This window comes from Anabaena sp. FACHB-595 (assembly GCF_048568275.1).
Classification (GTDB): Bacteria; Cyanobacteriota; Cyanobacteriia; order Cyanobacteriales; family Nostocaceae; genus Trichormus.
This window is the reverse complement of record NZ_CP183473.1, coordinates 769,045-783,772: the sequence shown is the minus strand read 5'-3', so window position 1 is coordinate 783,772 and position 14,728 is coordinate 769,045. Positions and strand designations below refer to the sequence as shown.

11 protein-coding genes are annotated in these 14,728 nt (G+C 39.8%); 5 read left to right on the top strand and 6 right to left on the bottom strand.

Going from position 1 to position 14,728, the window contains the following annotated elements:
* Positions 1-9 precede the first annotated feature (9 nt).
* A complete protein-coding gene (locus ACN222_RS03340; protein ID WP_168370991.1) occupies positions 10-327 on the bottom strand; it encodes a hypothetical protein in 318 nt (105 codons plus the stop codon).
* Between the two features lie 27 nt (positions 328-354).
* Between ACN222_RS03340 and ACN222_RS03335 the strand changes: the two genes are divergently transcribed.
* Positions 355-480 carry an integrase gene (locus ACN222_RS03335; RefSeq protein WP_010994849.1) on the top strand — a complete coding sequence of 42 codons (126 nt, stop codon included), beginning with the start codon at positions 355-357 and terminating at the stop codon, positions 478-480.
* A gap of 71 nt (positions 481-551) precedes the next feature.
* On the opposite strand, the gene ACN222_RS03330 is transcribed toward ACN222_RS03335, so the two are convergent.
* The 5 genes from ACN222_RS03330 to ACN222_RS03310 all read right to left on the bottom strand — a co-directional run bounded on the left by ACN222_RS03330 (position 552) and on the right by ACN222_RS03310 (position 6,150).
* Positions 552-1,853 carry a vanadium-dependent haloperoxidase gene (locus ACN222_RS03330; protein ID WP_010994848.1) on the bottom strand — a complete coding sequence of 434 codons (1,302 nt, stop codon included), beginning with the start codon at positions 1,851-1,853 and terminating at the stop codon, positions 552-554.
* A gap of 369 nt (positions 1,854-2,222) precedes the next feature.
* The gene (locus tag ACN222_RS03325; RefSeq protein WP_044520699.1) at positions 2,223-3,323 is read right to left on the bottom strand and encodes a WD40 repeat domain-containing protein; all 1,101 of its coding nucleotides are present in this window, start codon (positions 3,321-3,323) and stop codon (positions 2,223-2,225) included.
* 44 nt (positions 3,324-3,367) lie between these two features.
* Positions 3,368-3,934 carry a ferric reductase-like transmembrane domain-containing protein gene (locus ACN222_RS03320; RefSeq protein WP_044520698.1) on the bottom strand — a complete coding sequence of 189 codons (567 nt, stop codon included), beginning with the start codon at positions 3,932-3,934 and terminating at the stop codon, positions 3,368-3,370.
* Positions 3,935-4,489: 555 nt separating this feature from the next.
* Complete coding sequence (locus tag ACN222_RS03315; protein WP_010994845.1) at positions 4,490-5,377, bottom strand: peptidoglycan-binding domain-containing protein; 888 nt, start codon at positions 5,375-5,377, stop codon at positions 4,490-4,492.
* Positions 5,378-5,553: 176 nt separating this feature from the next.
* Positions 5,554-6,150 carry a hypothetical protein gene (locus ACN222_RS03310; protein ID WP_010994844.1) on the bottom strand — a complete coding sequence of 199 codons (597 nt, stop codon included), beginning with the start codon at positions 6,148-6,150 and terminating at the stop codon, positions 5,554-5,556.
* Between the two features lie 627 nt (positions 6,151-6,777).
* Between ACN222_RS03310 and ACN222_RS03305 the strand changes: the two genes are divergently transcribed.
* From ACN222_RS03305 to ACN222_RS03290, 4 genes are all read left to right on the top strand, one after another.
* Positions 6,778-8,223, top strand: coding sequence for a hypothetical protein (locus ACN222_RS03305; RefSeq protein WP_010994843.1), 1,446 nt, complete (start codon positions 6,778-6,780; stop codon positions 8,221-8,223).
* Positions 8,224-8,399: 176 nt separating this feature from the next.
* Complete coding sequence (locus ACN222_RS03300; protein ID WP_231865508.1) at positions 8,400-9,467, top strand: DUF1822 family protein; 1,068 nt, start codon at positions 8,400-8,402, stop codon at positions 9,465-9,467.
* Between the two features lie 613 nt (positions 9,468-10,080).
* On the top strand, positions 10,081-14,061 hold the full coding sequence (locus ACN222_RS03295; protein ID WP_419756886.1) for an eIF2A-related protein: 3,981 nt from the start codon (positions 10,081-10,083) through the stop codon (positions 14,059-14,061).
* Complete coding sequence (locus ACN222_RS03290) at positions 13,943-14,713, top strand: WD40 repeat domain-containing protein (protein WP_419756906.1); 771 nt, start codon at positions 13,943-13,945, stop codon at positions 14,711-14,713. Before ACN222_RS03295 ends, ACN222_RS03290 begins: the two co-directional genes overlap by 119 nt.
* Positions 14,714-14,728 lie beyond the last annotated feature (15 nt).

Below are 14,728 nucleotides of genomic sequence, written 5' to 3'. Positions count from 1 at the left end.
TAATATTTACTAAAAGCGTAGGCGTAGCCCACCGGAGGTATCGCCTTCAAAATACCAACAAGTGCGATCGCATCCCTCACCAAAATCAAATAATTTGATAGTTTTGGGTAGGAGTAGTAAGCGTTCGTTAGCCATGCCGTTATACTTATCGCACAAAATAACCGCAAGGGGTACAACCGGGATACGGATACTGAATACTGACTTGCGCCGCGATGAGATTGTCAACTTAAATAGTAGTCTGTGGGGCGCATATCTATAAGGAGAGTGCTGATAAAAACCGAGAGAGATACCTGTGCGCGGTTGGGGATTGAGGGGGTAAGTACGCACAGGTTCAAGGGGGCTGCGTTAATCAGGATGAAAGATGCCGGGATACCTTTGCGCCACATACAAAAGATATCAGGGCATCGGATGTTGGCAGCGTTGGAGCGTTATCTGGGTGTAACTGAGAAGCAGAACGCTATCTCTGCTTTGGATTTTTGAATAGTTAAGTTCATACCTCTGCTTTTCCCAAATTGCCAGCATAATTTCTAATTAACAAAAGTAAGATTGTCTTAACATCTCACCGATGGTGTCAATAAGTTTTCCGATACAAAATCTGCCAATTTTGTGCCAGAGACATAAGCTGCATCTGCATCCCATTGATAATGCACACCGAGATAAACACGGCTGCGGCCATTTTCTAAAGCTGCTGCGGAGAAGCTATTGAATGTGCGTGTGACCCTGATGCCATTAGCTCCTCTAGCAGATGGATCTTCAGATGTGGCTGTGAAAGTCACATTGTCTGTGCCGAAGAAGTTGCGTAGGATGCCAGCATGGATCGCTCCGAAAGTTGCGTGACCAGAGATATAGGCTGGGAACGGAGGTGAAAAACGAGTGCCATCAGGATTGGGTGATAGAGGTCTCCAAGTTGGGTCGGCGACTGTTCCAGGGTTTCCATCTGTATGTGCCAATTGAATGGCACTTTCTGGTCTCCACAAGTCTAAATCGGTGTTATATTTGGCATCCCAAGCTAAGATTCCGGCATCCCCTAAACCTAAACCTACTAGGGCAAACAGTCGAGCATTCTCATAAAAGCTCAGTCCCTTCAATTTAGAGACAATCTGGGTGATGCTGAACAAGTGTCCTGGTGGCTTATAAGTCCCATCCAGATCGTTTGCCCAGAAAAGAGCAATATCAGTTTGTTCTTGGGTGCGTTCAGTGGAGTTATCAGCACCAAGGCGTTTGACTTCATTGACTTGAGCAGCGTATTCGAGGCTGGCAAGCAGAGCCTTTTTTGTCTTGAACCCAGCTGGTCGAGTCGGACGGAATTGCTTTATTGGTGCTTTTGAGAAAGTTTTCACTTTGCCCCAATTGGGGGTAACTGGCGCGCTAGAACCTGTTGGTCGCCAATCACCAGGCTGATTACCAGGAGTATAAGGGGTGTTGTCGTTATACCCGTCTGCTTGGCGATTTTGCAGGATTGCTTGAGCTGCTGCGATCCCCAGTTCCTTACCATCTCCGATGCTTTGTACCGATACACCACTGCTTACTAGTTCTTCAATGGCTTTGTCGCGTTCTGTCTCAAAAAAGCTATTATTTTTAGCTTTGGATTTGGGAAAATTCGCATTAGGATAAACGATGTCACTAGTTAAGACAGTATATGCAGCGTAAATTGCCGCAGCTTCTGGGGAAGCACCAGGATTGGCCGGGATGATTTCTAAATAAGGGTTGTATTTTTTCTCAATGGAATTAACCGCGTCATAGATTGCAGAATGTAATATTGCACCTGTACGGGAGATCCATGTAGGAGCGCCACCATTTGACCGGATTGTTTGCAAGTATACATTGTTCCAATTGATAACTTGATCTGGCATAAAAATCCTTTGTACTTTTTTTTGTTGCTTGATTGTGGGGAAAATTAAGTTCAACTGAATTGAAAGAGGGAACTTTATCTACTTAGGTGGTTAAATTTCACTTTTGTAGATATACATTGATCTACAACTTGAGATTGATCCTTTTCATAACTTTTATGATTTTTTTTGCTCCTGCAAAAACATAGGTAATAAGTGACAGGTAACAGGTGAAAGGGAAGAAGAAATGAGAGCGTTTTTTAAATTAACATTAAATAGGACACTCTCAACAATTTTGGATTGATAGTGGCGGGCTTCTTCCATTTAGTTTCAACGTCCATCGACCACTATTAAATGTGTGATTTGCGATTAAATATTTTTGGCTATATTTCATCATCGTATTTGCTTCAGATATTTGGATTTGGTCTGGGAAAGAGTATTACTTTGAGTATGAGTTTGAGAACTTGTGTCACTCTTAATAGACCAAAGTTTGATGGTTTGATCTCCACTACCACTAGCTAGGGTCTGCCCATCTGGACTGAAGGTAACTGACCAAACGGGGTTGGTATGCCCGACAAAGTTATCTATGAGTTGACCTGTAGCTATATCCCACCGTTTGATTGTTCTGTCGTTACTACCACTGGCTAAGGTTTGACCGTTGGGACTGAAGGCTACAGACCACACTGCTCCAGAATGTCCTGTGAGTGTGCGTAAGAGATTGCGATCGCGCCAACTCCAAAGTTTAATGGTTTGATCGACACTACCACTAGCTAGGGTTTGTCCATCTGGACTAATGACAACAGACCTGACGGCTTGAGAATGCCCGATGATGGTATAGAGAGGTATTGGACGGGGGGTAGTTAACTGCCAAATTTTGATTGAGCCGTTGGTACTACCGCTAACTAAGGTCTGATTATCGGGGCTAAAAGCAATAGACCTCGCCCAGTCTGCATTCTGGAGTGTCAAGAGTTGTTTGTGGGTATCCAGATTCCAAAGCTTAATCGTGTTGTCGGCACTACCACTGGCGACTAACTTGCCGTTGGGGCTGATAGCAACTGTCTGTACATCGTCCTTATGTCCATCAAGGGTACTGATTAAAGTATTTGTTTCCAGATTCCAGAGCTTAATCCGGTTATCCCAACTACCACTAACCAGGATACGACCATCAACACTCATAGCTAGGGATGACACGGCATCAGTATGACTTTTAAAAGTGTGGAGTAATTTGCCAGTATGCAGATTCCAAGTTTTAATCGTGCCATCGTAGTTGCCATTGACTAGAGTCTTACCATCGGGAGTAATGGCGATCGCATAAATCCACGCTGAATGGTCTTTGATGGTGCGATCGGGTTGAATTATGGGGACAGATGTAACGTTATGTGTAAACGTCTCAAATGGCAACTTTAATCTAGACAAACTGATTCCAAACAAGGCTACTGTGGTGCTAATTGCCAACGCTGCTGTACTTTTCTTGGAAATTAGTTTTAATGGCATCGATAGGCTCTCTCATTTCACAATATACTTGACTAATATTGACGTTATCTAGTGACATTATCTGGCAACCTTTCTGGATTTATCTTTGCATCAAATTTCTTTCTTTTCACTTGGTGTTCCATCCACATTCTCAGCATAAATAGAACAGTGATTCCGGCAATGATCACAATACTAATAGGAGTTAAATATGTCCAATGCCCAGACATCTTATCCCAGATATGCCAGGTTAGAATAAACATGGCTAAATAAGTGAGTTTATGTAATTGTTTCCAGTTAGATTTAAGCTTTTTGACACTCCAATCATTAGAAGTAACAGCGAGAATTGTAAAAATCGTGAAAATGCTAATTCCCTGGATGTAAATCACAAATGTCTTGAAGTCAAAAAAATCAAAATTTCTCTTTTGTATCATCATAAATCCGTGAGCCAAAGCCAAAAAGAAAGAGATAAGCCCAATCATGCGGCGGCGTTTTAACAACCATTTAGGAATACCAGTCTCTTTTGTTTGTGGGAAGACAATTCTCAAAATTGTGGGCAATAATGTAATGCAATAGGTAACTAATGCCATCATTCCTAGAACATTAGCTAAAGATGGATCATCTATTGTGAACATGACTCTGTTGATTATCTCAAGATAATTGACGTTTGAAGTGTATTTCGCAAAATACTCAAAATACTAGTGATATGCTCATTAGATAGGTATTGCTGACATGAAATAACCCATTTATAGTAAAAAAGCTGATTTTTACCATTAAATCTGGGAATTTTACTCGGTTACAACTTCAGGTGCTGACGTATATTAATCTTAGAGGATGTTTTAAAAGTAGTTGGCTGTATCCGAAGATGCCGACATACTTAGGGGGAGATAAAAGTATTTAATACATCATCAATTACTTTTAAAATATCCTCTTATTCACTTATCAGTTACTAATTTAGCTTTTATGCAATTTCGTTTATAATTTTCCCCTGCGGAGAGAAACTCAGAGGGGATTTCACTCTATTGTTTTATCCCCTTTTTACTAAGTAGTAACTTGGTTTTTTTAGCATAAATGGACAAAACACACTGAATTGACTTCCCCAAAAACGAGCGTTTTTTGAATTCGTCAACAGCATCAGTTGCTCATTTATCCCTTACCATGCCACGGCCAATTGGTTCTGCAAGTTAATTTCAAGCAGGGACAGTTTTGGCTAAATCATCACCAGGAATAATGGTTGACATGAAAGTATATTTGTTATTCAACTGGTAGCGACGGTCTTGTTTAATGGTCTGCATAAATTCTTTATGTTCCTGACGAGATTGTCCTACCAAACAACCAGCGCTGGCTTTATCAACGAATTTATTGTCATAACCCCAATGTTGATTAATTCCGAAACGACCAGTATCTTCAGGATCTCCAGTCCGAAATCCATCTTTATTGCGATCGCGATGTACTTTAACTACACCAGTTTGAACCAGTGCTTCATGCGGATCAGAGTTCCCATGTGTTCCTACTTGCCAAGATTGATATTGCCCAAACGCAATTCTCGCTGCACCTTGGGGATTCTTGATCTCGACGACTGTGTAATAATATCCTGGTTCTGTGGTAGCTAGCCAGTTACCTACAATTTGCGGAGTTCCCGTAGCGATTTCAATCACAATCCGGCGATCGTTCCATTCATTGAATTTATCAGCATTGGGTACACCATCAGCGTTAGCACCTTCAATATACACAATGTTGTATCTCTGTTTACCTCTGGCAACAAAGTAATCTTTACTTTGCATATACTTAATAATTCTGCTAGCTAAATTATTACTCAACTGAAAAGGAATAACTTCTTTAACTTCCATTAAAGCTTGGATAGTTGATTTACCTAGAACCGCCTCTTCTATTTTCATGAGTGATTGGAAATCCTTAAGTGCCTGAGTAGAAAAACGTCCAAATTTACCATCAGCAGGTGGATCTAATAAACCTAAGTCAATTAATTGTTTTTGCACTTCTTTTGCTAGTCCAGAGTTATTTTCTAAATTCTCTAAACTAATACTTTCTTGTGTACCTATTATTTCTGCTAATTGCATGGATGTAATCCTCTAGTTGAATTTCCTTGATATCGCCAAACAATATTTTGTAATGGCTGTTATTTTTTAATAGTTGTCTTGTTAAATGACTTATGCACTTGTAACTAGTTAATCAAAAAATACCAGGACAAAAAGTCCTGGTATCTTTAAAGATTTAAACTAAAGCTATAGGATAGTTATTTAATTTCAGGTAACAATAGTTTTAAGATAGCGGCTGCTCCCACTTGCTCAGAAATAGCATCAGAACTCCACTTATTATCGGCAACATATTTACCTTTGGTGTAGTGATGCGTACCACTCCAAAGATAAGGCGTTAGCACATCTGGATGATGCAGCCTATAACCAAAACCATTGTAAAGTTCGAGCCGCCATAACTGAGCAGGAATACTCCAATCTTGAGCTTTATGGAAATCTTTCATAATCAGTGCATCTGCTGCACTTTCTTCCCAGGAATAGCCAATATCCCAACCATTTTTAGGGGGATTTAATGGCCTATCTTTTGGAACACGATGAGTCCTAGCTTTAAGCGAATCACCATTATGAAGATGACTGTTAAAGTTTAAAGATGCTTCCATGTTATGGATACAGCCGATAAAATACCAAGGAATGTTAGTTTGTGTGCCTACGCTTTCATAGCGATCGCGTTTCGCTTGAATGTTCAAGACAACTTTTTTAGTACGTTCTAGCCACTCAGGTCTAATCTGACAGCTATTCCACAGGTTGTCATACTCTGGCTTGAGGACAGAAAGTCTTGTAATGTTAATGGATTGCATGGTATCAGTTGATTAACTTTTCACTGATTTCATAGGTGTTATCAAAATCAGCTTATGCAGTATTTTTCTGAGAGGTTGTTTTATAGCGATTCTCAGTTGTGTGCTATATACTCTGCAAGCGAAAAGAAAGTGGCAGCTAGAGTGATGAATGCTATTAAAGCTGCAAAGTTACCTTGACTCATTACTAATCTCTAACCTCTGACATCAACCAGATGTACCTGACTAAAATGAGAAACGTTATATGACACTGCATAAGCTGAAACATCTTGTTTGTATTTATGACTGAGCCAAAAATTCATATTGTCAAAAACTATGCAAGCTAATTTGATCCAAGCTTTTAGCCGCTATTGGTGGAGCGATTGGGATCGCGGTTCTCTTTTTACCTAAAGATGCTGACCCCGTGAAATGGTCGGCGGGAATGGGATTAGCAGGAATAGATATAGCTGGCGCACCCGATCTAGCTCAACCCAGCAGCAATAAATCCGCCGAATAAACCCTCCGTAACAAAAATAACTAGCCAAATAACTGCGATTTAGCTGCATATGTTCAAAATGCTGACATTTAGTTATTTAATGCAAGTATGTGACTTAACATCTCAGCTAATGTGAGGCAAAGCAGTAAATAAATATGAATGCTGCATCAATATCAAGGTACTGGACAATTTGGCGTATTAATCTTGCTAATCAACAAGTAGGATACAAACAGTCTGATCTGTCTCAAGCACGGGATTTTTTTCAGCAACAAGTTCATGATTTCCAAAATGATGACATCCAATCTACCCTGCTAGGTAATTTTTATGCCAATCATCTGGCTGAAAAGGATTTGCTCAATCGTGGCCTTGCTGGTTTGTGTCTACGGTGCTATGTTTCCTACCCGATTCTGAAAGCCTGTCAAAAAATTGATAGTCTCTTCAGTGGTGAAAAATCTTTCAGCTATCAAGATTTATTAAGTTGTGTGCTAGATGATGATGGCAACAGGTTAGTGATTTTGGATAGCGATCGCAAAAATCAATTAGTCTTAGATGAGCATGGCGTTCCTCACACAACAACTTATAAATTGTTTACGGTGGAAGTCTTACGCAAATTTAAGCATGGGTCTCAATCAAGTATGAGTCTAGATAATTGGACTTACTTGCAAACTAAGCAAAATCCAGAACTAAGAAAGTTTTTAGCAGAATTTGGTTTTCAACATCATAGTGATTGGTCATTATTAAACCGAGTTAGAGCCAAACAACTAGAACTTTTAGTCAAGCGATCGCGCCAACTAATAACGGTATTTCATGCAGTCTACCGACGAGATAGACGTGAAAGAAAACAGATGGAAGTGGGAAAATGTCCAGACCCCACGATTTCACAGTTGCAGGAAATGCTGGCTTGCTTGCAAGAACATAACATCATCATCAAAACTACAGATGAGTTGAAACGAGAACTCAAACAAGTAGCAAGTCAACTGCGACAATATGATATTTGGAGTTATCGAGAACCTCTAGAAGTTCCAGATCATGATACTGGCATATATAAACCCAGAAAAGACTTACCCACGGTTTCTTACGATGAATCACATTTAGAACAACAAGAAATTATTGAATTTCTACATCAACAATTACAATTGATTTTGTCTGAGGCGATCGCCCAAGAAATTAGTCAGACAATTGCCAAGTTACAAAACAGTAAAAGTTACGCTCCGCTAGCGCAAAAATATCTTCCTGGGTTACAACTATATTACTGTGATTGTAAGTCTTTAAAGGAAGTTCAACTTCTTTTGGATATGACAAGTTGGGATCAAACACGACGAATATTAAACCCTGGTGAACTTTTGAGTAAAGTACGTATATTAACGGTACAGAAACTACTCGATACTATGTTACAAAAAGCTCATACCAAAGGTTTAACCTCAATTCCTCCTGAACCCGAATATCTGAAAACCTTGGCTGAACAAATAGAAAATTTTGTTGATGTAGAAGTTTTTATAGAAGCAGGAGAAGAAATTAGAGCCGGCAGAAACCGTTCGTTTAATAGTGTATATGCTCAAAAACTTCAGAATTACTTGGAAAACCAACTAATTGCTATTTAGCCAAAATCACAGCAGTTTATGATTAAATGATGCACAAAATTGAGGACTTAACAAATACATTTTCTGACAAATTCTGTACTTCGATAAGGCTCAATCACGACCTCATGTATTTACTCTGATAATTTTGTATTTCATGCGTAAAGACTGCTGGATTTTACATGGATATTTGAATTTAATTGAAATCAAGGATAAAAATAATGATTAAGAACCATGAAAAAAACAATAAATTGAGATTATTGTTATCAGAATCAATTTGGTTAGAACCAGAATGTTTTGACTCAGCAAGAAAACTTAGTCAGCAGGTAGTTGGTGAATTCAAACAGTGGCAAACATATTTAAATGTACTGGCATCATTAGGATTTGCTAAATGGCTCAAAGAAAACCTACCAGAACAACTTATTAAACAAAACAATCAAATTATTGATAATTTTACTCATATCCAATTAGGTGAATTTAAATTTTGTTTAATCGTTACGGAACATCTACTAGATGAATTAGTAAATATACCTGAAGATACTATTATTAAGCCAGAAGCGATAGCTCATTTATATGTTGTAGTTGAAGTATTAGAAGAGCAAGCAGAATTAGTTCTTCGAGGTATTTTACGTTACGACCAACTAGTTAGTTATAGAGATAAGATGAATTTACAACCAAGGAATGGTTGTTATCAACTACCACTAGCAGAATTTGATCCAGAACCAAATCACATTTTATTTTACTGCCGTTTTTTAGATGCTCATACCATTCCTTTACCTGTGTTAACGACAGTCAACAACGAAGATAATTTAATACAATTGTTGCCTCAAAATAAAACTAAATTGAGCCAATGGTTACGGGGGATTTTTCTCGATGAATGGCAGTCAATTGCTGCATTGATTAATCCAGATATTAATTTAGCTTTAAATATCAGAAATAATGCTGAGAGCATCAAGCGGGGTAAAATTATTAACTTAGAAATGCAACTTGGCAACTATCCTGTTGTCATGTTGGTCAATATTAAAGAAGAGGCTGAAGAAAAATTACGTGTATTAATCCAGTTGCATCCAAGCGGAGAAACAAAGTTTTTACAGCCTAATCTCAAGCTAACTTTACTATCAAAGGCAGGAAAATCGCTGTGTGAAGTTATATCTAGAAGTCAAGATAGTTATATTCAACTGAATCCTTTTCAGGGAGAAATAGGAAAACAGTTTAGTATTGAGGTCAGCTTAGACAATATTACTATTAAAGAAAATTTTGAATTATAGGAAAAATTAATATTATCTTGCAGAATTCAAATAATTAAATTAATAATTTAATATTCATTAACGCTTGGAATTATAAAGTATTAGCACTGTCACAAGCAGCAAAAAAATAATTATTTTCTTTGTATTGAGAATGTTAATTTTCTTTTGTTTTTGTCTACGGTGTACACATAAATGATTACATCACTGTCAATCATTTTTTCTAGTAGCGTGGCAAGGCTAAAATGTTGCAAAAAATTGTAGGTTGGGTTGACATTAGGAAACCCAACTTTGATCGTGGTGTTGGGTTACCCTGCGGGAAGGCTTCGCCTACGCAAAGCTTCAACTCAACCTACCCCTATATTTTTGCACTACTTTAGCTTTGACACGCCAGTAGGTTCTTTTGCCAGAGGCTGCGCCAACAAGAAGTTACCTGAATAGAATCAAGACTTTAGCACTGACGAATAAATTACAATATTTTGTAACAAGTAAAATATTATTTCTTTAAAGATAAAAAACCTATAAATATTCATAGGAGAAAAGTATCATTTTTGCAAAGATATCTAGCAAAAATATACAAAAAGCTATAAATTCAGGTTGTATATAAAAATGGCTTTACTCAATCTATATAATCATCATGAGCAAGACAATTGTCATAAATTTGGGTAATGGTGATTTGTATACTGGATTTCCCAGCGTGACGACTCAACTTTGGTCAGCAAGTCATCATGCGCCAGAGCAGTTTCTTGGTAGCTTACCAGCTGCACCAAATTTACTAGAACTCTATAGACATTGGCGTACCAATTATCAAGCTTTATGTACTCGTCAACCAATGCGTTCTGCATTGTTAGAGGAAGATGACCAACTGGAAATAGAATTAGGCGCGATAACAAACGTGTCTCTACTCGATTTTGATGAATTATGTAAACAGCTACGAGATAATATTAATACTTGGCTTAAGTCAGTAGAGTTTCTAGAAATTGAAAGACAATTGCGATCGCAACTTAACCGCAATGAAGAAATTCGAGTCATTCTAGAAACCAACGATGACAGTTTACGGCGGCTACCCTGGCATTGCTGGGACTTTTTTCGAGATTATCCTCAAGCAGAACTAGGACTTTCCCGGACAGAGTATCAACGAAGAGATGCGACACAATCCCTATGCAACAGAAACAAAGTCAGAATTTTAGCTATTTTGGGCAATAGCCAAGGTATTGACTTGCAAAGAGAAGCCACTTTTCTGAAAGAATTAGAGAATATTGCCGAAGTTGTGCAGCTAAATCAGCCCTCGCGTCAAGAATTTAACAAACAGCTTTGGGACTCTTTAGGTTGGGACATCTTATTTTTTGCAGGTCATAGTCAAAGCAAAGGTGACACAGGCATAATTTATATCAATGACAATCCCACAAACAATAGCCTGACAATTGGAGAATTAGAGGAAGCTCTCACCGCAGCCATTGATAGAGGTTTAAAGTTAGCTATTTTCAACTCCTGTGATGGACTGGGATTGGCGAATGCTTTGGGAAAACTGCATATTCCCCAAGTGATTATCATGCGAGAACCAGTGCCAAATTGTGTCGCCCAGCAGTTTTTCCAAAATTTTCTGGAAGCTTTCGCTATCAAGCGTCAAACTTTATATTTAGCAGTACAACAGGCACGCAGACAGTTACAAGGATTAGAAGATGACTTTCCCTGTGCTTCTTGGTTGCCCGTAATTTTTCAAAACCCATCTGTAGAACCACCAACTTGGTTGCAATTGGGCGGCATACCCCCTTGTCCATATCGTGGTTTATTTGCTTTCCGAGAAGAAGATGCACACTTATTTTTTGGCAGAGAAGAATTCACGGCTGATTTAGTCAAGGCGGTGAAAAGAAAGCGGTTTGTGGCTGTAGTGGGGGCTAGTGGCAGTGGTAAGTCTAGTTTAGTGTTTGCTGGGTTGACTCCCCAGTTACGACAAGACCCGAATGTGCAATGGCAAATCATTTCTTTTCGTCCAGGGAAAAATCCCTTTGAAGCTTTGGCGACTGCATTAGTGAGTTTACGACAGTGTTGTCCCTCTTTTTCCCTAGAAAACATCCTAGAGTTGCCAGAAGATAGTACCACTACTCGCTTACTAGAATTAGATTTAGCGATCGCATTACAACAAAACCATCAATTACTACACACCATCCTAGAAAAGGTTGTGCAGCAAAAATTTGGCACTCGTTTACTACTCATAGCAGATCAGTTTGAGGAACTTTACACCCTTTGTCCAGAACCACAACGTCAGCCTTTTTTAGATTTATTACTCAATGCTTATAGTTTCACTCCCGCCTTCACCATCGTTTTAACCCTGCGGGCTGACTTTTACAGCTATGCTCTTTCTTACCGTCCCTTTAGTGATGCCTTGCAAGGAGCAGTGCAGAACCTTGGCCCCATGAATATGAAGGAATTGCGTCGGGTGATAGAAGAACCTGCTAAAAAAATGCAGATAGGACTAGAAGCAGGATTAACCAATCAATTAATCGACGAGATAGACCAACAGCCAGGACATTTACCTTTACTTGAGTTTGCCCTTACCCAATTATGGTCAAAACAGCAAAATAGGCTCTTAACTCATCAAGCTTATCAAGAAATTGGTGGTGTAGAAGAAGCCTTGGCTAACCATGCTGAGGCTGTATATGCCCAGCTAACCGAAGCAGATAGGCAAAGGGCGCAACAAATATTTATCCAATTGGTACGTTTAGGAGATGACACAGAAGCTACCCGACGGTTGACAACTCGTGAGGAAGTCAGGCTAGAAAACTGGGATTTAGTCACACGTTTAGCTTCTTCACGTCTAGTAGTGACCAACCGTAATGAGTCCACGGCAGAAGAAACAGTAGAAATCGTCCATGAAGCCTTAATTAGAAGCTGGGGACGACTGGAACAGTGGCTAATTGTGGATGGTGATTTTCTACGCTGGCGCGAACAATTACGGTTAGCAATTCGCCTATGGGAAAATAGCGGACATGATCAAGGGGTGCTATTACGAGGTAAGGCCTTGATAGATGCCCAAGAATGGCAGTTACAACGCGCACAAGAACTCAATACAAATGAAATCAGGTTCATTAATAAGAGTGGGGAACTGAGAGAACTTGAGGTCAAACAGCAGCAGCGCATACGTAAAATCGGGATTTCATCCCTAGTCACAGGCTTAATCTTAGCCCTTGGTCTGGCTGGGGTTGCTTGGTTGCAAGGACAAAAGGCACGGATGAGCGAAACTAAAGCAATCAGCTCATCAGCCGAAAGCTTCCTTAATGCAAATCTAGAGTTTGATGGGTTAATTGCCAGTATTAGAGCTGGTAGGCGCATCAAAGGCACTGATGGAATTGATGCTAACACTCGCACTCAAATTACCGAGACTCTACAACAGTCCATCAACTTCGTCAGAGAGAAAAATCGTTTAGCAGAACATGATGGAATGCTAGAGAGTGTGAGTTTTAGCCCTGATAGTAAATTTATTGCCACCGCCAGCAGAGATAAAACAGTCAAAATTTGGAGTCTTGACGGTAAAAAACAGTTAGTCGTACTGCGAGAAGAGAAAGGAGAGGGTTTTAATAGCGTTGCCTTCAGCCCCGATGGTACACTGATGGCTACCGGCAGTTGGGACAACACGGCAAAAATTTGGAGTCGAGAAGGTAAACGCCTCCACACTCTTGACGGACATAAAGAAGCAGTTTTGGAAGTCGCCTTTAGTCCTGATAGTCAGCTACTTGCTACGGCTAGTTGGGACAACACAGTTAAACTCTGGAGTCGAGAAGGTAAACTCCTGCACACCCTGGAAGGACATAAAGATAAGGTCAACAGCATCACCTTTAGCCCAGACGGTCAGCTAATTGCCACTGTCGGTTGGGACAACACCATGAAACTCTGGAATCTTGATGGCAAGGAATTGCGAACTTTTAGAGGACATCAAGATATGATTTGGAGCGTCAGCTTTAGCCCAGATGGTAAACAAATTGCTACAGCCAGTGGTGACAGAACTGTCAAACTTTGGAGTTTAGACGGAAAAGAACTGCAAACCCTCAGAGGTCATCAAAATGGGGTGAACAGTGTGACATTCAGTCCCGACGGCAAACTGATTGCTACAGCTAGTGGTGACAGAACTGTCAAACTTTGGAACAGCAAAGGTCAAGAACTAGAAACCCTCTACGGACACACTGATGCAGTTAATAGCGTCGCGTTTAGTCCTGATGGCACATCCATCGCTACAGCTGGTAATGACAAAACGGCTAAAATCTGGAAACTCAACAGTCCTAACAGCATTATTGTTCGGGGTCATGAAGATGAGGTCTTCGACCTAGTATTTAGCCCAAATGGTAAGTACATTGCTACGGCTAGTTGGGATAAAACCGCCAAACTCTGGAGTATTGTAGGGGATAAACTTCAAGAACTGCGAACCTTCAACGGGCATCAAGGCAGGGTAAATAAGCTGAGTTTTAGCCCAGATGGTAAGTACATTGCTACGACGAGTTGGGATAAAACCGCCAAACTCTGGAATCTTAGATGGTACATTACAGAAAACTCTTACAGGACACAAAGATACAGTTTGGAGTGTCAATTTCAGCCCGGATGGTCAGTTAATTGCTACGGCTAGTGAAGACAAAACTGTCAAACTCTGGAATCGAGACGGTGAATTGCTTAAAACTCTCCCACGTCAGAGTAGTGTAGTTAATAGCGCAGTGTTCAGCCCAGATGGTAAATTAATTGCTACGGCTGGTTGGGACAAAACAGTGAAAATCTGGAGTATTGATGGTCGATTACAGAAGACTTTAACGGGACATACAAGTGGTATTAACAGCGTCACCTTCAGCCCAGATGGTAAGCTGATTGCTAGTGCTAGTTGGGATAATACTGTAAAAATCTGGAATCTTGATGGCAAAGAATTGCGAACTCTGCGAGGACATAAAAATGTAGTTCATAATGTTACCTTCAGCCCAGATGGTAAACTCATTGCCACTGCCAGTGGTGATAATACTGTAAAAATCTGGAACATTAACGGTCAAGAACTGCGTACCCTGCGAGGCTATAAAGATGCAGTTTGGAGTTTGCGGTTTAGTCTTGATGGTAAGACTCTAGCCACTGGTAGCAGGTATGATATCGTGGTTTGGCATTTATATCTAGATGATTTAGATCAATTACTAGTGCGTGGTTGTGATTGGGCGCGAGATTATTTGCAAAATAATCCCAATGTGAACCCTGATGAAAAAAGTTTATGCGACGGGATACGCCCCATCGCCCAACAATGATGAAGTAACATATTT

What these genes read in the sequence shown, in the direction of transcription:
- ACN222_RS03330 (WP_010994848.1), bottom strand. Translation starts at nt 1,853, where the DNA reads ATGCCAGATCAAGTTATCAATTGGAACAATGTATACTTGCAAACAATC.
- ACN222_RS03295 (WP_419756886.1), top strand. Translation starts at nt 10,081, where the DNA reads ATGAGCAAGACAATTGTCATAAATTTGGGTAATGGTGATTTGTATACT.
- ACN222_RS03315 (WP_010994845.1), bottom strand. Translation starts at nt 5,377, where the DNA reads ATGCAATTAGCAGAAATAATAGGTACACAAGAAAGTATTAGTTTAGAG.
- ACN222_RS03335 (WP_010994849.1), top strand. Translation starts at nt 355, where the DNA reads ATGAAAGATGCCGGGATACCTTTGCGCCACATACAAAAGATATCAGGG.
- ACN222_RS03310 (WP_010994844.1), bottom strand. Translation starts at nt 6,150, where the DNA reads ATGCAATCCATTAACATTACAAGACTTTCTGTCCTCAAGCCAGAGTAT.
- ACN222_RS03325 (WP_044520699.1), bottom strand. Translation starts at nt 3,323, where the DNA reads ATGCCATTAAAACTAATTTCCAAGAAAAGTACAGCAGCGTTGGCAATT.
- ACN222_RS03305 (WP_010994843.1), top strand. Translation starts at nt 6,778, where the DNA reads ATGAATGCTGCATCAATATCAAGGTACTGGACAATTTGGCGTATTAAT.
- ACN222_RS03320 (WP_044520698.1), bottom strand. Translation starts at nt 3,934, where the DNA reads ATGTTCACAATAGATGATCCATCTTTAGCTAATGTTCTAGGAATGATG.